The sequence below is a fragment of the Jiella flava genome (genome assembly GCF_017349315.1).
Lineage (GTDB): Bacteria > Pseudomonadota > Alphaproteobacteria > Rhizobiales > Rhizobiaceae > Jiella > Jiella flava.
Genome location: NZ_JAFMPP010000014.1, coordinates 86,790 through 107,935 on the forward strand (window position 1 = coordinate 86,790; position 21,146 = coordinate 107,935).

The window sequence follows — 21,146 nt, forward strand, 5'->3', positions numbered from 1 at the left end:
TCGGTTGTTTTTTCTCGACGCCGATCCCGTCACGGGAGGCTCGCTGCATCTTGCGGCAACCCCCCGCATGCGGCGGGAAAATGAGTTTCGCCCAGAAATGGTTCGACCCGGTGGCGGTGAGCATCATGGTCGGCACGCGATTCGAGCCCGTGCGGGGTCTTTTCCCAGTTATGCGGATCGGTCACCAGATGCAGCACTGCGCGGAGCGAGGCGAGCGCCAGCAAAATCCAGTACGCTGGGAGCCAAAGATAGCGGTATTGCAGCCCTCGGCGTTCCTTGGGCTCCATTGCCACAGCTGACAGGACAACGAAGAGGCCGTAGGCCGCGATGACGTTGAAGATATCGAGCCATAGCAGCCACCCGATCTGGGCGAAGAACTGATAGCCGGCGGCGATGGAGCCTGCTTCCGCTATCAGACACAGAAACAGCAGCGGGTGCGCCAGCGACGACAGCAGCATGTTTAAAAACAGGAGCTGGAACACCACCGTCGCTCGCAGCCCGAGCTGCGCGTAGAGCAGCCGCGGCTGGCGCATGTGCAAAAGATAGGTGATGAACCACCCCTTCATCCATCGGGTGCGTTGCCGGTGCCAGACGCCCCAGCGCTCGGGGGCGTGTTCGTAGGTCGGGCGGGTCAGCGTTCCAATGCGAAACCCGGCGCGCGCCAGCCGAATGCCGAGATCGGCGTCTTCGGTGACATTATGCGAATCCCAGCCGCCGACATCGACAAGATGCTGGCGGATGAAATGGTTGGAGGTGCCGCCGAGCGGCAGCGGCAGTCCGCGATGGGCGAGCCACGGCAAGAGCTTGCGGAAGTGGGCGGCGTATTCGAAAGCAAAGAGCGCTGCCAGCCAGTGTGCGTCGCCATTGGTGACCACCAGCGGCGCCTGCAGACAGGCAAGGTTGCTCGGCCCGGTCCGAAATCGCAGATAGGCTTCCCGCAATTGGGCAGGATCCGGCGCGTCTTCGGCGTCGTAAAGCACGAGGAATTCGCCATGGGCGAGGGGGAGGGCGTAATTCAGCGCTTTCGGCTTGGTGCGCGGCTCGCCCGGCGGCACCACCACCAGCGAAAATTGTGGCTTGCCAGCGATGGCCCGGCTCACGGCGGCGGTCGTTGCCGCATCGTCGGCCTCGCAGATCAGCTTGATGTCGAGCCGCGATTTCGGCCAGTCCAATTGATCGAGGGCGGCAACCAGTGTCGTCACCACGGCCGTCTCGTGGTGGAGCGCGGCCAGCACGCTGTAGACCGGCACGGCGCGGGCCTCGGTTTCGAGAACGCCGGGTTCGGGAAGAGCCTCGTGGGTCGCGATGGCGAGATGCGGGGTGTGGATCGCCGGCAAGCGGAAGGCGATGCTTGCCGCGAAAAACCCCGTCGCGACGACATGGGCCAGCACGAAGGCAAAGGCGGGCGTGATGGCGAAGAGGGCGATGGTTGTCGCAACAAGAATCAGCGCAATGACCGCTTGCATGGGCTCGATCACCGTCCGTGCTGACAGGCGCGGCATGTCAGCTGAAAACGAGAGCCGCGCGGCGCGATAGCGTTTCGCCGCCGTCTGCCGGTCGATGGCGCGGGTTGCCGAGTGGCCGCTGGTGACCCGTATGATCCGGCTTATGCGCGGCCAACGGGCAAGATAGCTGGCGACGGCATCCAGACACTCGATGGTCGGGCGGATGAAGATTCGCCCGTCGAGCCGGTCGTTGCAGATTTTGAGGAGGCGTGGCGGAGAACGCTGGAGCATCGCTGCGGGGTCGATGATCCGGTCACCCTCGGCAATCGGCTCGAAGGTGAGGCTAAGATGGCGGGCGATGATCTCGCCGAAGCGGTCTTCATCGAGCATGCCGGCGGTGATCAGCTCGCTCGCCAGGTCGCTGCCGTGGCGCAGCGCGGCGAAATGGGCGCGCAAGGCGGTGTCGTGGTTGATCCCGAGATCGGCGAACAAAAGGCGCTGGCGGGTGGTGAACCAGGGCGGCAGGGGGCGGGCGATGTCTCGGGGCCATCGGCGGCGCATGTCCGAACCGGCGTCCGGGTGCTTCGGCTGCTTGCTCGCGCCGCGGGCGATCAGATAGGAAGAGGCATGCGGAGGGACCTGGTCGACAGCCTCGAGCAATCAAACCTCCGCAGCCGTGAGACGATGGTGTGCGAGAATTTACAACGGTAAATATATCGTCTCGAAAATCGATGATCGGGTAAACGAACTGTTGAGGGAAAAATTCTTGCTCAGGTTGCTTTTTGCGGCGGTCACGCTGCTGGTCGCGGTGACGCCCGGTCTTGCCGCCGATCAGACCGCGAAAGCGCGACGCGACCGGGGCCAAAGCGCCTTGACCGTCGAAACGCCGAACTTTGTCGATCAGCGCCAGCGGATGACCAAGCCGGACCTGTCGGACCGGCCGCGCATTCGCTTTTTAACCACCACCGACTATCCGCCGTTCAATTTCCTCGATGCGCGCGGGCGGTTGACGGGCTTCAACGTCGATCTCGTGCGGGACATCTGCGCCGAACTCGACATTCTCGCCCGCTGCCAGATCGAGGCGCTGCCCTTTGCCGATCTCATTCCGGCGATGAAAAAGGGCGATGGCGAAGCGATCGTCGCCGGTCTGGCGATGAACGCCGAAACGCGGCGCGAATTCGCCTTCAGCCAACCCTATTTCCGCTATCCGGCCCGCTTCGTTATCCGCAAGGATCGCCCGCTGGCCGCGCCCGTCGCCGATCATCTCGGCACCAAGGTGGTGGGTGTCACCAAGGGCAGCGCCCATGAAGCGCTATTGCGCGCCTTCTTTCCGACTGCCAAGGTGCAACCGTTCGCCAATCGGCTGGACGCGCTGGCGGGGATGCGCGAGGGCAAGGTCGACGCCTATTTCGGCGACGGCGTCAGCCTGTCCTTTTGGCTCGAAAGCGACGCATCGAACGGCTGCTGTCATTTTGCCGGCGGGCCCTTTCTGTCCGATCGCTATCTCGGCGAGGGGCTGTCGGTGGCGGTCGCGCACAAGGATAGCGCGCTGGCCAGCGCAATTGACTACGCGATCGCCCAGCTCGTCAGCAAGGGGCGGATGTCGGAGCTGATGCTGCGCTACTTCCCGATCAGCGCGTTTTGATCGAGCCTGTCGCCGGCCTTTAAGCCCGGCGATAGCGCACCCGGGCCGAATGCTCGATGGCGCCGGCGGTCAGGCGGTCCATCTTGAAGGCGTCGCGCAACATTTCCAACAGCCGCAGCTCCGGCTGCGAGGCATTGACGTCGGAGGCCACCACCTCGACGGCGAGCGCATAGGCGGTCTCGTAGAGGTTCGCCGGCACGCTGTCACGAACGTTGCGGATAATCTGATCGATGCCATCGTCCTGATCGAGCAATGCCCCGCAGTCCTGCGCGATCGTGCCGAGCCTTGTCTCTTCGAAGCCGTCGAAGACCGGCAGGGTGCGCAACAGCACCGTAAACTCGCGTTGCTCGATATTGCTGATCTGGCCGTCCGCCGCCGCTACGGCGATCATCAAATGGATGAGGGCGTCCTGCGGGTCCATTGCGGCCATGCCTGATCGTGTCTCCATCGTCATTGACATCGTTATCGACGATCGGCTGCGAGCGCGGGTTTCACGATCAGCCCGATCGATCGGTTGAGGGAGAGCTCTCCCGTCGTTGCGGTTCAGATGACGAAACGCTCCGATGCCAGCAAACTAGGGATCGAGACGGCGGGCAACAAGGGGCTGGGGGCGAAAGCCGACGCGTTGCAGCGCGAAGGGTTTGTTGACGCGCCGACAGCTTCTTTCTAGACCTGTCCTCCGCTCGTCGGCAGCGATTTTCGCGTCGCGCCCGGGTTTTTGACGTTTCTCGATCATGGACATGGAAATGCCGATCTCTTCGAACGATGCCGCATTGATGCGCGAAGAGGCGCTGGCCTCAAATGCCTGGCCGTTCGAGGAAGCGCGCAAACTCTTGCAGCGGTTCGACGCGACCGGCATGCCGGAAGAGGTGCTGTTCGAGACCGGTTACGGGCCGTCCGGCCTGCCGCATATCGGCACCTTCGGTGAGGTGGCGCGGACCTCGATGGTGCGCCATGCCTTTCGCATCCTGACCCACGATCAGGTCCCGACGCGGCTTTTATGCTTCTCCGACGATATGGACGGTCTGCGCAAGGTGCCGGAGAACGTGCCAAACCGGGAGATGATGGCGAAGCATCTCGGCAAGCCGCTGTCGCGCGTGCCGGATCCGTTTTCCAACGAATATCCGTCCTTTGCCGCAGCCAACAACGCCCGGCTTCGGCGGTTCCTCGACGGCTTCGGCTTCGAGTACGGCTTCGCCTCGGCGACCGACTATTACACGTCGGGCCGTTTCGACGCGACGCTGCTGAAGATGTTGGCGGTCTATGACGACGTCATGGCGATCATCCTGCCGACGCTCGGGCCGGATCGCCGCGCCACCTATTCGCCGTTCCTCCCGGTTCATCCGAAGACCGGCATTGTCCTGCAGGTGCCGATGGTCGAGCGGGATCCTGAGGCTGGCATGATCGCTTATCTCGATCCCGAGACCGGCGAGCGGATCGAAACCGGGGTTACCGGCGGCCAGGTGAAGTGTCAGTGGAAGGCCGATTGGGCCCTGCGCTGGACGGCGCTTGGTGTCGATTACGAGATGGCCGGCAAGGATCTGATCGATTCCGTCGCGCTGTCGTCGAAGATCTGTGTGGCGCTCGGCGGGCGTCCGCCGGAGGGCTTCAATTACGAGCTCTTCCTCGACGAGACCGGCCAGAAGATCTCCAAGTCGAAGGGCAACGGTCTCACCATCGACGAGTGGCTGACCTATGCCTCGCCGGAGAGCTTGTCACTCTACATGTTCCAGAAGCCGAGGACGGCCAAGAAGCTGTATTTCGATGTCATCCCGAAGGCGGTCGACGACTATTACGCTTTCGTCGCGGCCTTTCATCGGCAGGACGTCAAGCAGCAGCTGCAGAACCCGGTCTGGCACATCCATGACGGCGAGCCGCCGGTCGAGGGGATTGCCGTGCCCTTCGCAATGCTGCTCAACCTCGTCTCGGCCTCCAACGCCGCAAATAAGGAGACGCTGTGGGGTTTCATCAGCCGGTATGCGCCGGGCGTGACGGCTCAGAGCGATCCGGAACTCGATCGGCTGGTCGGATATGCGCTGCGCTACTACGACGATTTCGTCAAGCCGACCAAGCGTTTTCGCGCGCCCGATGAGATTGAACGCAAGGCGCTGCAGGCCCTTGACGACACACTCGCGGCGCTGCCGGCCGATGCCGAGGGGGCGACGATCCAGAACGCCATGCTCGACGTCGCTCGGCCGATCGAGCGCTATCAGGACCTGAAGAAAAAGGGCCCGGATGGCGGTCCCGGTGTGTCGGGCGAGTGGTTCCAGGCACTCTACCAGATCTTGCTCGGCCAGGAGAAGGGACCGCGTTTTGGCTCCTTCGTCGCCCTTTACGGCATCGGCGAGACTCGGGCGCTGATCCGAGAGGCGCTCGACGGCACGCTGACGGCGTCGTCCTGAGGACAAGGCACGGGGGCTGTATCGCCCGCGCCTGCGGCCCAAACCGCGACGGCGGTGCCGCCGGCCGGATCGACTGGTGATGCGAAACGTCGTCGGCGGCTATTGCCAGATGCCGCGCCGCGCTGCCTTGGCGCTTGTCTCGGCCTGTTCGTAGCGGCCGCCCGGTACGGCGCGCGCCCAACCGTTCTCCACCACCCAAGCGCCGATATCCTCCCCGCCGACGGAGCAGGCGGTCGTCGCTTCGCCGCGCTTTTTGCCGAAGTCGAAGGGCACGTCGCAAGCGATCGAGCGGCCGCGCAGGAACCGCCGCAGCGCCGTGCGCGCCAGGGCGCCGCAGGGGCGGGCATCAGTGTCACAGCGCTCGCGCAAAGGCAGCGCTTCGACCCCCGGCAGGGTGATCACTCCCTGGCGATAGGCGATATGGCCGCCATCAATGGCGATCGGCCGCGGCAGCAGCTGCCGCTTCGGCTTGCTCGGCTGTGGCTCGGGCTGGGAGAGCGGCTGGCGGGGCGGCAGGCGGATCAGCGGCGCGTCACCATGGCCGCCATAGGCGGTGATGTCCTTGGCGGTAACGCTGCGCACCGTGCCGGGCCGCTCCAGCTTGACCGGCGGCTGCGCGTTTGTCGTCGCGGGCGAGGATGGTGATGCGCCCGCCGCTTCGCTCAGTTCGCCGCCGGTCGTTGGCGCTGCGTCGAAGATGCTGCGGCCAGCCGGCTGGTGCGGCGCGAGCCAGATCAGGCCGGCAGCGGTGAGGCTCAGTGCGGCAAGGATGACGATGCTGCGCCGGATGTCGTCGAGGCGGGGCAGGCCCCTCACTGGCTCGCCCAGAGGATTCGGGCCATCCATTCGATCTCGTCCAGGGCGAACTGCCGGTCGGGGTAATCGGGGTTGACCGAGGCGAGTTCGATTGTGCGGGCGGTCTGGCGCTGCAGGATCTTGGCCATCACTTCGCCGCCGCGGGTACGCACCACCACCCGGTCGCCGCGCCGGATCGCCGCGCCGGGGGCGACGATGATGACGTCGCCGTCACGATAGAGCGGCATCATCGACTGACCCGATACCTCCAGCGCATAGGCCGTCTCGTCGGTCTGTGCCGGCAGTTGGATTTCGTCCCAGCCCTGGCCAACGGGGAAGCCGGCATCGTCGAAGAAACCGCCGTGACCGGCTTGGGCAAAGCCGAGCAGCGGCACCGTGACCGCGGGGCGAGACTCGCCGGCATCGGGGTCACTACCGTTCTGGCCAGCCATCAGCTTGGTGAATTCCTGAATGCTCGAGCCCGTCGCCTCGATCACCTTGGCGATCGATTCCGTCGACGGCCAGCGTGGCCGCCCGTCTCCGGCGCTGCGTTTCGACCGATTGAAGGTCGTCGGATCGAGACCCGCCCGCCGCGCCAAGCCGGAGGCGGACAGATTGTTGCGCGCGGCGAGCGCGTCGATCGCGGCCCAGATTCGGTCATGTGAAAACATGGCTGCGGTTCCGTGGTCGAGCAGTCAGGAAAAAATACCTTGGCCAGTTCTTAAAGGGGCGAATCGTTATTGTCCACCGCGAATGATAGCGTTGTTCACAGCCCGATCCCGAGCGAGCATGGCGCCGCCTTTTGGGCGCTTTTGTCGCTCTGCCGGGGGGAACGAAGCGGCGGTGAGCCCATTCAGGCATTCGTGTGGCAGAGGGCGGCGGGGCTGTATAGTCTCAAGCTCGCGAAGCCGAGCGTGAGCCTACGGCAAGTGTTGTCGGGCGCGGTCGCTGAAGGAGATGAGACACGGTGAGTGAAACGCGGTTCGCGGCGCAGACGAGTGAGGAGATGCGCCATCGGGCCGGCGAGCCGGGGCGAGGGCGCGACGCCGAATATCCGACCAGAATCCCATGGTTGGGCTGGAAGGATATCGCCGCGCGCATCTACGTCTCCTTCTTTGAAGATCGCGTCATGCTGATCGCCGCGGGCGCAACCTTCTATCTGCTGCTCGCGCTGTTTCCGGCCTTTGCTGTGTTCGTCTCGTTCTACGGCTTTGTCAGTGATCCAAAGACGATCAGCGACCACATCGCCTTTATCGGCCAGTTCCTGCCGCAGGCCGGAACGCAGTTGTTGGAAGCGCAGCTGGAGAATCTCACCTCGCAGAACTCCGCCTCGCTGTCGCTCGGCTTCGTCACCGGCCTGCTGTTCGCCATGTGGAGCGCCAATAACGGCATCAAGACGTTGTTCGAGGCGATGAACGTCGCCTATGGCGAGAGCGAGAAGCGGAGTTTCATCAAGCTCAACCTCGTCGCTTTCGGCTATACGCTCGGAGCGATCGTCCTCGGCGTCGTGCTGATCACCGCCATCGGCATCGTGCCGGTGGTGATGGCGATCTTCGGGCTGAAGAGTTTTTCCGAGGCGGCGATCGCGGCGCTGCGCTGGCCGGTGGTGTTCGTGCTGATCGTCACCGCCATCGCCATCATCTATCGCTATGGGCCGAGCCGGACCCGGGCGCGCTGGCGCTGGGTAACCTTCGGTGCGGTGCTGACGGCGAGCGTCTGGTTGATCGCCTCCATCGGCTTTTCCTGGTATCTGCAGAATTTTGCCAACTACAACGCCATGTACGGTTCGCTCGGCGCCGTCGTCGGCTTTATGATGTGGGTCTGGATCTCCTCGGTGATCTTCATCCTCGGGGCGGAGATTAACGCCGAGATGGAGCATCAGACCGCCGTCGACACCACCGATCCGCCACCCAAGCCGATCGGCCGCCGAGGCGCCCGCGTCGCTGATACCGTCGGTCGAAGGATCGGCCGAAACGCTTGACCGGAAAGCCGCTTTCTGGTTGCCATCGGACACGCACCGTCACTTCGGTCCGTCGGCCAGAGGGGAGCCAAGCGGCATGTCGGTCAGCCTGTTCGATCTGTTCAAGATCGGCATCGGGCCGTCGTCGTCCCACACGGTCGGGCCGATGCGGGCGGCGCGGCGCTTCCTCGACCGGTTGGACGCGCGTGGGCTGAAGAGCGCCGTGGCAGCGGTCTCGGTCGAGCTCTACGGTTCGCTGGCGCTGACCGGCGTCGGCCATGGCACCGACAAGGCGGTGATGCTGGGGCTTCAAGGGGCTCGCCCCGATCAGCTCGATCCCGATGAAGCCGAACGCGCTTATGCACAGATCAGCGAAACCGGCGAACTCGCCTTCGACGGCGGCCGGGTGGTGGCGTTTCGCGACGGCCGCGAACTTGTCTTCCGCCGGCGCGATCGGCTGCCGTATCACCCGAACGGCCTGCGCTTCATCGTCTTCGACGACGTCGGGGCGGAACTCGACCGAGCGGACTATTATTCCGTCGGCGGCGGTTTTGTGCTGTCGGCCGGCGAGGCGGGGGATGAGACACCAGTCCTAAAGAACGCCGGCGCCCCGTATGAATTTGTCGATGCCGATCAACTTCTTGTCCATTGCGACGGGGAGGGGCTGGCGATCGCCGACATCGTCCTGATCAATGAGGAGACTTGGCGAAGCCGCGCCGAGGTGCGCGCCGGGATCCTGTCGATCCGCGACGCGATGGTCGCTTCGATCGAGCGCGGCTGCCGGATGGACGGCTGTCTGCCGGGTGGGCTGAAGGTCAAGCGCCGGGCGAAGCAGCTCTATCAGGATCTGGTCCACCGGCCCGAGCAGGGGCTGCGCGATCCGCTGACGACGCTCGACTGGGTCAATCTCTACGCGCTCGCCGTCAACGAGGAGAACGCTGCCGGCGGCCGGGTCGTCACGGCTCCGACCAACGGGGCGGCCAGCGTTATTCCGGCGGTGCTGGCCTATTACGAGCGCTTCGTGCCGGGCGCAAACGACGAGGGCTCGGTCCGCCTTCTCGCCACGACGGCGGCGATCGGCGCACTTTACAAGCAGAACGCCTCGATCTCGGCGGCCGAAATGGGCTGCCAGGGCGAAGTCGGTGTTGCGTGCTCAATGGCGGCGGCCGGCCTTGCCGCCGTTCTGGGTGGGGCGCCTCGACAGGTTGAAAATGCCGCCGAGATCGCCATGGAGTACAATCTCGGCCTGACCTGCGATCCCATCGGGGGCCTCGTCCAGATCCCTTGTATCGAGCGCAACACCATGGGCGCGATCAAAGCGATCAACGCCGCGCGTCTCGCGCTCAAGGGCGACGGCACCCATTTCGTCTCGCTCGATCAGGTGATCGAGACGATGCGCCAGACCGGCGAGGACATGAGCGAGAAATACAAGGAAACGGCGCTCGGCGGCCTTGCCGCCAACGTCACCCTGTGCTGAACCGAGACCGCCACCCTCAACCGTTGGTGCCTTGCGGTCCGACGGTGAGGAATTTCTCGTAGATGTAGCCGGTCCGGCCCTGCGCGTCCGTCACCTCGCACCAGCCCTTGCAGGAGACGATCGTCACTGGCGTGTCCTTGGCCAGAACTGCGACGATCGTGCCGTCATTGGCCGGCTTGTCACGCATGTTGACCGATGCGGTCGTGCGGCTGGCGGCGGCATCGGCGGGCGCGGGGCTTGCCGAGGCGTCCTTTGTCGGTTCGGCCGGGCGCGGCGCCGCCGCGGTCTCCACCGGCGCAGCCACGGTTTCAACCGGCGTGGATGGCGCGGTCTCGGCTGCAGCCGCGAGTTGGCTGTCGTCGGATTCGGTCGCCGCCAAGATCGACTGCGAGATCGCCGTCATGGTGGTCGCCGGCCTGGCTGGTGCCGCATCAACTTGCGATGGAGCGGTGGCGGCTTGCACCGCGATGTTCTGAGAGCGCAGGATGCTGCCGGTGGATGCCTGGTCGAGCGATGCCGCCTTTATCGATTTGGCAAGCTCCGTCGGTTCATCCGGGAGTCTCAGCGCCAGCGCTGCGGCGGCCGGATCCATGGCGCGTTCGCCGTTTTCTGCCATGACTGCCGTGCCGGCGGCCTTGTCGGACCGGCTTTGGCGCACACTGGTCGCTTCCAGCCGATCGACTTCGGACAGCTTGGTCCGGGGCGTGGCAGCCGTGGTCGGAGTAGCGCCGTCCTTGGTTTCCTCGCTTGCGGCCTGGGTCTTCAACTCTTCGACGAGTAAGGCGTCTTGGCTGCCAGTGACCGGGACGTCGTGCTGCCGCTTCGCATCGGCTTCGCTGACCCACTTGGCCGGCGGGGCATTGTTCGCTGCCAGCGTGCGGGGGAAGCTGCCGGAGGCCCGGGTCCCGCCTGGAAACGGCACGAAGGATGAGAGCGCCAAAGGGACGAGTATCAGCGCCGATGCCACCGCTGCCGTCGCGAAGGCGACGATCGGTCGGTCGAGGACCGCCTGGCTGCTACGCCGCAGCAGACCGTGCGGCGAGGCGGATTTCGGCCGCGCATTCGGATAAAGGGTCTTGTAGCTGAGTTGCCGGCTCGCCCGCGCCAACAGGCGGCGCTCGGCCGCGGCCTTCTCGTAGGTGATCCTGCGGTCGATCAAGCGATTGCGGATGGTCTCCACACTCGGACGCCCATGCTCGTCAAGCGTCGCGGCATTGGTGGCGCCCTCGTGGGACTGATGATCCCCCGTCGTCATATCTACCCCAACTCCTTGTTTTTCACCGTCCCCGCATCGAGCATGGCCGCAACATGCCCGCTGCCGTCCACCTCGTCGTGGCCGGCAAAGCGGATCATCATCCCGTATCGTCATCTGACCTTTAAACATGGCAAAGGTCTGACGCCATCCCATTCTGAAACAGTTGACGACAGAACTTCGGTGATGTCGGCGGGGCGAGGCACGGAGCGGCGCATCGCTCGATGGTTGTGGCGCGATCAGGCCACCTTCGTCGAAGTCTCGTCCGGGTTGAACCTCTGGTAGAAAATTTCGCCTTTTTCGGCCATTTCCTTGAGCAGGGGGGGTGGGCTGAAACGTTCGCCGAACCTTGCTTCGAGCTTGTTGCAGAGGGCGACGAAGGCGGCTGTGCCCATGCCGTCGATGTAGCTGATCGTACCGCCGGTATAGGGCGCGTAGCCGAACCCGAAGATCGAGCCGATATCGGCCTCGCGCGGATCCACCACCACACCCTCTTCGATTGTGCGGGCCGCTTCCAACGCCATCGTGACGAGGAACCGCTGCTTCAGTTCCTCGAAGTCGATCGCCTCCGGATCCTGCTGCTCGAACATGGTTTTCAGACCCGGCCAAAGCTTCTTCTTGGCCGGCTTCTCCGGATAGTCGTAAAAGCCCTTGCCGGCTTTGCGGCCGAGCCGGCCGTCATTGACCATGGTCTCGACCAGCTTGAAGTGGCGCGGATCGACCACATCCTCGCCCATGTCGCGCATCGTCGTCTTCATGATCTTGTACGACAGATCGACGGCGGTCTCGTCATTGAGCGCCAGTGGGCCGACCGGCATGCCGGCGAACTTCGCGGCATTTTCGATCATCGCTGGCGGCACGCCCTCGACCAGCATGTCATAGGCTTCGTTCATGTAGCGCAGCACGCAGCGATTGGCGAAGAAACCGCGGGAATCGTTGACGACGATCGGCGTCTTCTGGATCGCGCGAACGAAGTCGAGCGCCACGGCGAGGGCCCTATCGCCGGTCTCGTCGCCGAGGATCACCTCGGTCAGCGGCATCTTGTCCACCGGCGAGAAGAAGTGGATGCCGATGAAGCGCTCCGGGTCGGGGAAGGTCGCGGCGAGGCTGGTGATCGGGATGGTCGAGGTGTTCGAGGCGTAGATCGCGTCGGCGGCAATCACGGCAGCGACCGTCTTCGTCACCTCGGCCTTGACGTCGCGATCTTCGAACACCGCCTCGATGACGAGACCGGCCTCGGCGAGGCGGCCGTAGTCGGTGGTCGCGGTGATGCGGCCGAGGAGGGCGCCTGCCTCGCTCTCGCTTATCCGCCCCTTGGCGACGAGACCGCCGGCGAGCATTTCCGAATGGGCCTTGCCCTTGTCGGCGGCCGCTTGCTGCTGATCGATCAGGACGACATTGAGGCCCCCCTTGGCGGCGACATAAGCGATGCCCGCTCCCATGAAGCCGGCACCGATGATGCCGATGGTCTTCAACTCGCTTGCCGGCACGTCCTTCGGCCGCCGCGCACCCTTGGCGAGCGCCTGGGCGGAGACGAAGAGCGAGCGGATCATCATCCGCGCCTCGGTGGTGCGCAGCACTTCGGTGAAGTAGCGCTGCTCGACCTTGAGCGCCGTGTCCATCGGCAAGAGCAGGCCTTCATAGACGCATTTCACAATCGCCTTGGCGGCCGGATAGTTGTCGCTGGTTTCCTTGCGATAGAGCGAGGCGACGGCCGGCCAGACCTTGGCGCCGGCCGGTGAATAGACCGGGCCGGACGGCAGCTTGAAGCGCTCCTCGTCCCACGGTTTGACCGGCGAGACACCGGCCCTCAGCATCGCCTTGGCGGCTTCGAGCAACTCGTCATCGTCGACCACGATGTCAATTAGCCCCATCTTCAGAGCGCTTTCGGCCGACAGGGTGGTACCCTTCATCAGCATCTGCAGGGCGCCCTGGGTGTCCATCATCCGCGACACGCGCTGGGTACCGCCGGCGCCGGGCAGGATGCCGACCTTCACCTCCGGCAGGCCCATTTGGGCCGAACGTGCGGCGACCCGCGCATGACTCGCTAGAGCGAGCTCGAAGCCGCCGCCCATACAGGTGCCGTTGATCGCGGCGATGAACGGCTTGCCGCAGGTCTCCAGCTTGCGCCATAGCCGGGACATGCGGCCGGACCGTTCGAACAGATTGGCGACCGCCGCCTCGCCGTTTTTCATCATCGCCGCCTGAAACTCGTCGAACATGCCGCTGATCGACTTCAGATCGGCACCACCGGTAAAGGAGCCGCGCTTGCCGGAGGTGATGATCGCGGCCTGGACGGCATCGTCGGCGGCGATCTGGTCGATGATCTGGTCGATCTCGCTCATCGTCTCGTCGGTGAAGACGTTCATCGAGCGGCCCGGCATGTCCCAGGTGATCAGCGCGATGCCGTCATCATCCGTGTCGATCGTGAAATTCTGATAGGTCATCGTGCGCTCCCATCCCGTTTGTCGCTGTCACAGCTACGGCAATCTGCTGCTGTCGTGCGATGGTGACTGCACCGCCGCATGGTTCTTGTTGAGATAGTTTCAACCTTTTGCAGGGTAATGTGCCCCCTGTCTTGAAAAATAAGCCCTGGTGATGATCCGGTGACAAACCTTTCTTGCGCGGTCTGTCAGACGTCGCGGCCCCTCGATTTCACATTTTCGATGGCGTTTCAGCCGATCATCGACACCGCTGCCGGCGATGTCTGGGGCTATGAGGCCCTGGTGCGCGGCGCGGGCGGCGAGGGGGCCGGGTCGATCCTCTCGCGAGTTGCCGCAGACCAGATCTACCGGTTCGATCAGGCCTGCCGGGTAAAGGCGATTGAATTGGCCGCGAAGCTGTTTCGCCGGTCCGATCTTCGCTTGTCGATCAACTTCATGCCGAATGCGATCTACGAGCCGTCGGCCTGCCTGCGGACAACGCTGTCGGCGGCCCGCAGCAACGCGTTTCCGTTGAACGCCATCATGTTCGAGTTCACCGAGCGCGAGGAGCTCGCCGACATCGCGCATCTCGAGTTGATCATCGAGGAGTATCGCCGCGTCGGCTTCATCACCGCCCTCGACGATTTCGGCGCGGGCTTTTCCGGCTTGGCGCTTCTCGCCAACTTTCAGCCCGATCTCATCAAGGTCGACATGGAACTCGTGCGCGATATCGATAGCTCCTACGCCAGGCAGTCGATCCTGGCGGGAATCTTGAGCATTGCCCGCGACCTGCGCATCGCGGTGCTGGCCGAGGGCGTAGAGACGGCGGCCGAATTCAACGCCCTCAAAGCCGCCGGGGTCACGCTGTTTCAGGGCTACTACTTCGCTAAGCCGGCCTTTGAGGCGCTGCCCGCAAACACCATTGCGCTCGAGTTGTTGCCCGAACACGGTCCGATCCCGGCGATCGCCTGACGATACGGCAGGGCGCCGCGCACCGCAGCCCATACCCGCTGCCTCAGACCCGCTCGATGATCGTCGCCGTGCCCATGCCGGCGCCGATGCACAAGGTCACGAGTGCCGTCTGCTTATCCTGCCGCTCCAGCTCGTCGAGGACCGTGCCGAGGATCATCGCGCCGGTCGCGCCAAGCGGATGCCCCATGGCGATCGCACCGCCATTGACGTTGAGAATGCCGGCATTGATGTCGAAAGCCTGCATGTAGCGCAGGACGACGGCCGCAAAGGCTTCGTTCAACTCGAACAGATCGATGTCGGAAAGGCTCATCCCGGCGCGGGCGAGCAGCTTGTTGGTGACGTCCACCGGACCGGTCAGCATCAGCGCCGGATCGGAGCCGATATTGGCGAAGGCCTTGATCCGGGCGCGCGGCTTGATCCCGAGCGTCTCGCCGCCGGCCTTGGAGCCGACGAGGACGCCGGCCGCACCGTCGACGATGCCGGAGGAATTGCCGGCATGGTGGACATGCTCGACCGCTTCGATCTCCGGATGGGCCTGGATGCCGACAGCATCATAGCCGCCCATCTCGCCGATCTGGGCGAAGGAGGCCTTCAGGCTGCCGAGCGACTGCATGTCGGTCGTCGGGCGCATATGCTCATCCCGATCAAGGATCATCATGCCATTCTGATCCTTGACCGGGATCACCGACTTGGCAAAGCGCCCGTCGGCCCAGGCCGCGGCGGCCCGCCTCTGACTCTCGACGGCATAGGCGTCGACGTCGTCGCGGGAAAATCCGTATTTCGTCGCGATCAGATCGGCCGAGACGCCCTGCGGCATGAAATAGGCCGGGATGCCGACCGAGGGATCCATGACCCAGGCGCCGCCCGACATGCCCATGCCGACGCGCGACATCGATTCGACGCCGCCCGCGATGACGAGGTCGTCGGCGCCTTGCGCGATCTTCGCGGCGGCAAGGTTCACCGCATCGAGGCCGGAGGCGCAGAAGCGCGAAATCTGCATGCCGGGGGCGGCAAAGGCATAGCCGGCTTCGAAGGCGGCAGCCTTCGGGATCACGCTGCCGGCTTCGCCGACCGGATCGACGCAGCCGAAGATGATGTCGTCAACCTTGGCGGTGTCGATGCCGTTGCGATCGCGAAGCGATTCTAGCACCTTCGCGCCAAGGCGCACCGCGGGCACCTCATGCAGCGAGCCATCCTTCTTGCCGCGACCGCGCGGCGTACGAACGTGATCGTAGATGTATGCTTCAGCCACGAGCGTTGCCTCCTGTCCCAACTTTCGCGCCGCCTCGGGTCCGGGGGATATTCGGGCGGCTTTGGCTGACGGATATATGTCTTCCATTGACGTTTACGTCAATGGAAGACTCCGTCTGATTGTCGGCAGATCCTGGCACGTTGACATTAGCGCGCTCGGCGTCCGATCGGGCGAAGGGCGCTAACTCGTTGATTCTACAAATTGCGCTTTGCCGAAGGGTGATGCCGATTTTCCGGCCGGTGCTGGAGCGATTGTGGTTTGCACCGAGGGCCACAGGTCTTTCTAGATGGGACGCGGGGCGCGAAAGTCGATGCGGGTCGTTGGCACGCAGGTTTGATCGGCGCGGGAGCGCGGCCGTTCGGCGGTTCTGCTGGTGAGGAAGGTAAGAACGGGCGGCGTCGTCGAATTGTGGTGACCGGAGACTCACTCCGGTCGTTAGGCGCCGTTGGGCTGGCAGAATGGCGGGGCGGGGCGTCGCTTTGGATGATGTCGAGGCGCGAGAAATGAATTTGCTCGCGCCCTTTCGGTCCTACGCATCGGCCCGAAAATTAGAATCCATTTTCGGGCCGATGCGTCGACTCCGTCAGAGTGCGCGTCGTTTGTGCGTCCCCGTAGGACGCACGGCGCGTGAGTGCGCTTCTCAGGCGCTGGGAGGGTTTATTCTGTCAAGTCGTTCAGTTGAGAGCGGACGTAGTCGATCGTCTTGTCCATCGCGCTGATCGATTCCTCGATCTCGTGCTTTTGCTCCAGCAGGATGTGTCGCTGTTCTTCAAATCGTTCTAGCGACACTTCCATTTGCTTTTGCTTGCCATTCGGCTGATGGTAGAGCTCAATGAGCTGCTTGGCCTCGGTCAGTGAGAAGCCGAGCATCTTGGCGAGCAAAATGAGTCGCAGCCGCGTGCGGTCCTTGCGACTATAAAGGCGGGTGGTCCCCCGACGTGCCGGTGAAAGCAGGCCGCGATCCTCGTAGAAACGCAGGGTGCGGAGAGTCACACCGAATTCGTGCGAGAGGTCGCCGATTCGGAAGGTTTCCTTGTCTGCTAAGGGATCACCGCTGATTCCGAGCAGAAAGTCGATGTCGACTTTGCCTTCTTCTTCGAGCCTTTCGGCCATCGATACATTTGTCATTGCGAAGTTCCGATGTTGCCCCGAGGCGTGGAACGACCGGCCGGATGGCGAGCCTCACGCCCCTCCGTAGAGGAATATGGTCTGAAATGCGTCGCTTCAAAGACAATTTTTTCAGGACGCAATTTCCCAATTCCAGCTTCAAACCGGCTTGCGGGGCTATCCGATAGCGAATGGTAAGCGGTCCATGGCTTCTGATAACCGGTGACGGGTGCCCTGATGCCAACTGCGCCGCTGCCCCTTTCGCGTCGACTGTGGCGAATATGACGCAGTCCTAAGGACCGGGAAGCAACGGAAATGGCCGAGTTGAACGAGACGGAAGCAGTTGAGCGGCGTGCGATCGGTGAACCCTCGTCGCTTGATTCGCTCAACCGGACCCTCGAGGAACTCGAAGCCCGCCTGTCCCGGTTGACCGCGAGCCAGTCCCGCTTGGCCGAGCGGCGGCGTGGTGAGAGGTCTGACGCCGAGCCGGTCACCGATAGCGTTCCGATGCGTCGAGCTGTCGGTGACTCTCTGGCGCATGCGCCAGCTCTCAGCGTACCGGCGGTGGACCTTACCGACACCGTTTCCGAGATCCGCATGCGCCAGCAGGCGCTCAACACTCCTGGTGCTTCGCCCGCGTCGCATTCAGCGGACGAGGCCACCCGCATCGCCTCATTGCCGCATCCTGGGGCGGAGGCCGCGGCGCGCGCCGCCTCGTCGCGTCCGCAAGGGGGCAGCGCGCCGACGATCAACGCCCAGCTCGAACGCCTGCGCGAAGAGCTGCGGGCCGATATGGCCAAGAGCTTCCAGCCACGCTTCGACGACATGCGCGAAGCCGTCGACGAATTGCGTCGGATGATCTCCGAAAAGGTCAGCGGCGAGCGCATTGAGGCCGAGATCGCTCGGGTTCAGGAAGGGCTCAGCCAGATGGCGTCAAACGGCGCCGATGCCGCCGGCGTCAAAGGCCTGCGCGAGGAGTTCGACTTGATTCGCGCGCTGGTCGGCGATCTCGCCCGTGAGGACAGCCTCAAGGCCGCCGACGATAAGTGGGAAGACTTTCGCGCGACGATCACCAGCCGCGATGCCGAGCACAACTCCGAGCGCCGCAACATCAAGGATGAAATCGAGCGCCTCCGCCTGTCGCTCGGTGGGCTCGCCAGCGAAGAACACGTCAAGGCCGTCGAACGGCGCTGGGCGGAGTTCGAAAGCCGCTTTCTGGAGAGCTCCGGCAAGGATGATAGCGTCGACATTTCAGGTCTGCTCAAGAGCGAGATGACGAGCCTGCGGGAGAAGCTGGAGACGCTCGCTTCCGAGCAGACCGTGAAGGCGGTCGAGGAGCGCTGGGGCTCACTGGAGGAGCGCTTTGCGTCCCGGTCGATCGAATCCAGCATCGAGGCGCTGTCGACGCGCATGGAGCAGCTCGAGCAAACCTTGAATCGGCTGCCCGACAGTCTCGCCTTGAAGCCGCTGGAGGAGCGGGTGCAGGCCCTCGCGGCCAATCTCGAGGCGCTCGGCCAGAGCTTGAACAATGAGGCCGAGGACGAGCAGTTTGGGGTGATCGAAGAGCGCCTCGACGAAATTTCTCGTGCCATCGTTGCTGCGGCCACCAAGGTCCCGACGATCGACATGTCTCCGGTCGAGCGGGTCGAGGCGCGGCTGCAGTCGCTGTCGAGCCGTGTCGACAGCCTCGGCGAGGCCGATACCGAGGCGATGTCGGCCAAGATCGCCGAGCTTGCCGACCGCATCGAGAGCCTCTCGAATGGTCCTGCGATCGCGGCGCTCGGCGAGCGGATCGAGGCGTTCTCGGCCAAGCTCGAAACCTTTGCCAGCGCCAGCGATGGCGACGCCCGGCCCGATATCAGCGCCTTCGAAGAGCGGTTGAAGGCGGTTAACGAGCGGCTTGAAGCTCTGGCGGCCCCGGGAATCGATCTCGAAGTTGTCGCCGCGCTCGAAGAGCAGATCGCCCGGCTGTCCGATCGCATTGCCGAAGCCGGCGGCGCCAGCGCGCTGTCCGATCCGGAACTCGACGAACGGCTGGCGACGATCGAATTTCGCATCGAGGAGAACCGCGAGGCGGTGCTCGACGCGGCGCAGGCCGCAGCCGATGCCGCCGTTCGCCGAATGATTGAAAATGGTGGCGGCGCGCCGAACATCTATGTCGAGCAGCTAGCCGGCGATCTGCGGGCCTTGCAGGAAATGTCGCGGGCGAGCGGCGAACAGAGCCAGACCTTCTACGAGGCGATGCATGCAACGCTGCTGAAACTGATCGACCGGATCGACCGAATCGACAGCGATCTGTCCGAGGCTCGCACCACCGGCGCTTTCACGGCGAGCGCTGCGACGGCGAGGGAAACCGCGGCGGCCGATCTCCACGATGCCGACGCGCCGCGTGGTCTGCGCGGTTTGCTGAAGTGGCGCCGGGGTAAGTCGGCCAGCGCCGAAAGCCTCGATGAGACCGCTCATGACGATCGCCAGGAGCCTGAGCTCGGCGCCTCCGGGCCGCGGCCGCAGGCAATGGCCGAGGCTGAGGAGAACGACGACGAGATGGCGGTCGGATTTGACGCCTTTTCGTTGAGCGAAGCCAACCGGCCGTTGGCGATCGGCTCCGGCCAGCCGGATATCGTTTCGCTGATCGAGCGTGTCCGGGCGCAGCAACAACAGCAAGCCGCGCCGGAGGATCATGATGGCCGGGCGGATTTCATTGCCGCCGCGCGTCGTGCGGCGCTTGCCGCGGCCGCCGAGGCAGACGCGATGCGCAGCGGGCCGGAGAGCGCTGAAGAAACCGAGGGCAAGGCAAGCCTCGCCGATATCGTTCGCCGTCGCCGGAAGCCGATCCTGCTCGCCGTCAGCGCCGTCTTGTTGGCGCTGATGGCGCTGCCGCTCGCCAATGTCGCCTCGAAGATGATCGCCGGGAACGATGCCGACACGCCGGTCGTCGACGCGAAAGTGACGCCGGCGGCGCCGCAGAAATCCGCATCGACGGTGCCTTTGAGCACTGACTCTACCGCGATGGCGAAGGTGGAGACCCCGTCCGCTGCACCGAACCCGCCGGCTGCGCCGAACCCGCCCGCTGCGAAAGCCACCGCCGGCGGGACCATGACCGCGCCGACCGCGTCGACGGCATTGCCAGATCCGAAGAACGGCTTTTCGCTCGCGGATGGACCGAAAGGCGCGGGCTTTAACGGCATCAAGCCGGCATCGACAAGCGTCTCCGGAGCGGCCTCTGTGCCCCCCGCGGCGCCGGCTGCGCCGAAGGCCGACACATCCGCGGCGAGTGCCGCCATTCCTGCGGCCCCGATTTCGACTTCGCCTTCAACGACGGCTGCGATCGCGCCCGCTGACCTGCCGTCGATCCCCGAGGGGCTTGCCAATGAGGCGCTGACGAAAGCCGCTCAGGCCGGCGATCCGAAGGCGCTGTTCGAGATCGGGCTGCGGCTGATGGAAGGCCGGGTCGGGGATCCCGATCCGACGACGGCGTCCAAATGGTTTGCGCTCGCAGCCGAGCGCGGCTTTGCTCCGGCGCAGTACAGTCTCGGCACCCTTTACGAGAAAGGCAACGGCGTCGAGCGTGATCTGATCAAGGCGCGCGACGAATATCTTCAGGCGGCCGATGGCGGCAATGTCCGGGCGATGCACAATCTCGCGGTGCTCTATGCCACCGGGATCGACGGCAAGTCGGATCCCGCGAAGGCGGCGCAATGGTTCGAGAAGGCGGCCAGTTACGGCATGTCCGACAGCCAGTACAATCTCGGTATTCTTTATGCGCGCGGTGCCGGCGTCGATCAGGATCTGGTGAAGTCATTCACGTGGTTCTCGATTGTCGCCAAGGGCGGCGACAAGGACGCAGCCACCAAGCGCGATGAGATCAAGAAGGTGATGACGCCGAAGCAACTGGCGGCGGGCGAGGCAGCGGTGGCCGACTACAAACCGTTGACGCGCAACGAGGGCGCCAACACCGTCGATACCCCGCAGTCCTGGATGGGCGTGTCCGGCAAGACCCAGACGTCGTCGATCGACATGACCCGCGCCATCCGCAACATTCAGGCGATCCTGATCAAGCTCGGCTATGCGCCGGGCACGCCTGATGGTGTGATCGGTCCCAAAACCACGGAAGCGATCGAGAAGTTCCAGGCCGACTCCGGCTTGAAGCCCACCGGCAAGATCGACGAGGCGCTGATCCGCAAGCTGCTCGCGCGCAAGGACGGCTGACGCACCGGCCCGAAAATCGGGATCGATTTTTGCAAGCACGATGCGTCAACTCAAGAAGGTGGCGTGTCCTGTGTGCATCTGATCGGACGCGCGGCGGGCTGACGTTTCGAATCCTCAGCTTGCGGGCCGCGTCGTTTGCGCATTTTGATATTTGACAGCGACGTGGCTTCCCGCCAGAAGTGCCTTGCCCGTTGCATCGGCGGGCTG

At 64.3% G+C, this 21,146-nt stretch carries 15 protein-coding genes; 6 read left to right on the plus strand and 9 right to left on the minus strand.

The annotated features are described in order from the left end of the window. Positions 1–29: 29 nt before the first annotated feature. The gene (locus J1C48_RS15265; protein ID WP_207258857.1) at positions 30–2,105 is read right to left on the minus strand and encodes a glycosyltransferase family 2 protein; all 2,076 of its coding nucleotides are present in this window, start codon (positions 2,103–2,105) and stop codon (positions 30–32) included. A 106-nt stretch (positions 2,106–2,211) separates the two neighbouring features. On the opposite strand from J1C48_RS15265, the gene J1C48_RS15270 reads away from it, so the two are divergent. Continuing rightward, positions 2,212–3,090, plus strand: a complete 879-nt coding sequence (locus J1C48_RS15270; protein ID WP_231081819.1) for a transporter substrate-binding domain-containing protein — start codon at positions 2,212–2,214, stop codon at positions 3,088–3,090. A 19-nt stretch (positions 3,091–3,109) separates the two neighbouring features. Here the strand turns inward: J1C48_RS15270 and J1C48_RS15275 are convergent, their stop codons facing one another. Beyond that, entirely contained in the window at positions 3,110–3,520 is a 411-nt protein-coding gene (locus J1C48_RS15275; protein WP_207258858.1) for a tellurite resistance TerB family protein, read from the minus strand. Between the two features lie 144 nt (positions 3,521–3,664). Next, entirely contained in the window at positions 3,665–3,832 is a 168-nt protein-coding gene (locus J1C48_RS15280) for a hypothetical protein (protein WP_207258859.1), read from the minus strand. Between the two features lie 4 nt (positions 3,833–3,836). On the opposite strand from J1C48_RS15280, the gene J1C48_RS15285 reads away from it, so the two are divergent. Continuing rightward, positions 3,837–5,492, plus strand: coding sequence for a lysine--tRNA ligase (locus tag J1C48_RS15285; protein ID WP_231081820.1), 1,656 nt, complete (start codon positions 3,837–3,839; stop codon positions 5,490–5,492). Between the two features lie 99 nt (positions 5,493–5,591). Here the strand turns inward: J1C48_RS15285 and J1C48_RS15290 are convergent, their stop codons facing one another. Both J1C48_RS15290 and J1C48_RS15295 read right to left on the minus strand, forming a co-directional pair. Then, complete coding sequence (locus J1C48_RS15290) at positions 5,592–6,338, minus strand: thermonuclease family protein (RefSeq protein ID WP_207258860.1); 747 nt, start codon at positions 6,336–6,338, stop codon at positions 5,592–5,594. After that, positions 6,305–6,958: a S24 family peptidase gene (locus J1C48_RS15295; protein ID WP_207258861.1), complete on the minus strand. Its 654-nt coding sequence runs from the start codon at positions 6,956–6,958 to the stop codon at positions 6,305–6,307. The genes J1C48_RS15290 and J1C48_RS15295 overlap by 34 nt, the downstream gene beginning before the upstream one ends. A gap of 296 nt (positions 6,959–7,254) precedes the next feature. Between J1C48_RS15295 and J1C48_RS15300 the strand changes: the two genes are divergently transcribed. After that, a complete protein-coding gene (locus J1C48_RS15300; RefSeq protein WP_343217705.1) occupies positions 7,255–8,268 on the plus strand; it encodes a YihY/virulence factor BrkB family protein in 1,014 nt (337 codons plus the stop codon). Positions 8,269–8,344: 76 nt separating this feature from the next. Beyond that, positions 8,345–9,724, plus strand: a complete 1,380-nt coding sequence (locus tag J1C48_RS15305; protein ID WP_207258862.1) for an L-serine ammonia-lyase — start codon at positions 8,345–8,347, stop codon at positions 9,722–9,724. 16 nt (positions 9,725–9,740) lie between these two features. Here the strand turns inward: J1C48_RS15305 and J1C48_RS15310 are convergent, their stop codons facing one another. Further along, entirely contained in the window at positions 9,741–10,979 is a 1,239-nt protein-coding gene (locus J1C48_RS15310; protein ID WP_207258863.1) for an SH3 domain-containing protein, read from the minus strand. 236 nt (positions 10,980–11,215) lie between these two features. Next, the gene (locus tag J1C48_RS15315; protein ID WP_207258864.1) at positions 11,216–13,423 is read right to left on the minus strand and encodes an FAD-dependent oxidoreductase; all 2,208 of its coding nucleotides are present in this window, start codon (positions 13,421–13,423) and stop codon (positions 11,216–11,218) included. A gap of 219 nt (positions 13,424–13,642) precedes the next feature. Between J1C48_RS15315 and J1C48_RS15320 the strand changes: the two genes are divergently transcribed. After that, entirely contained in the window at positions 13,643–14,371 is a 729-nt protein-coding gene (locus J1C48_RS15320; RefSeq protein ID WP_207258865.1) for an EAL domain-containing protein, read from the plus strand. A gap of 43 nt (positions 14,372–14,414) precedes the next feature. Here J1C48_RS15320 and J1C48_RS15325 read toward each other — a convergent pair whose 3' ends face one another. Both J1C48_RS15325 and J1C48_RS15330 read right to left on the minus strand, forming a co-directional pair. Continuing rightward, positions 14,415–15,623, minus strand: coding sequence for an acetyl-CoA C-acetyltransferase (locus tag J1C48_RS15325; RefSeq protein ID WP_207258866.1), 1,209 nt, complete (start codon positions 15,621–15,623; stop codon positions 14,415–14,417). 657 nt (positions 15,624–16,280) lie between these two features. Then, positions 16,281–16,736 carry a MerR family transcriptional regulator gene (locus J1C48_RS15330; RefSeq protein WP_231081821.1) on the minus strand — a complete coding sequence of 152 codons (456 nt, stop codon included), beginning with the start codon at positions 16,734–16,736 and terminating at the stop codon, positions 16,281–16,283. Positions 16,737–17,045: 309 nt separating this feature from the next. Here J1C48_RS15330 and J1C48_RS15335 point away from each other — a divergent pair, with 309 nt between their 5' ends. Further along, the gene (locus J1C48_RS15335; RefSeq protein WP_207258868.1) at positions 17,046–20,939 is read left to right on the plus strand and encodes a peptidoglycan-binding protein; all 3,894 of its coding nucleotides are present in this window, start codon (positions 17,046–17,048) and stop codon (positions 20,937–20,939) included. The last annotated feature ends 207 nt before the right edge of the window (positions 20,940–21,146 follow it).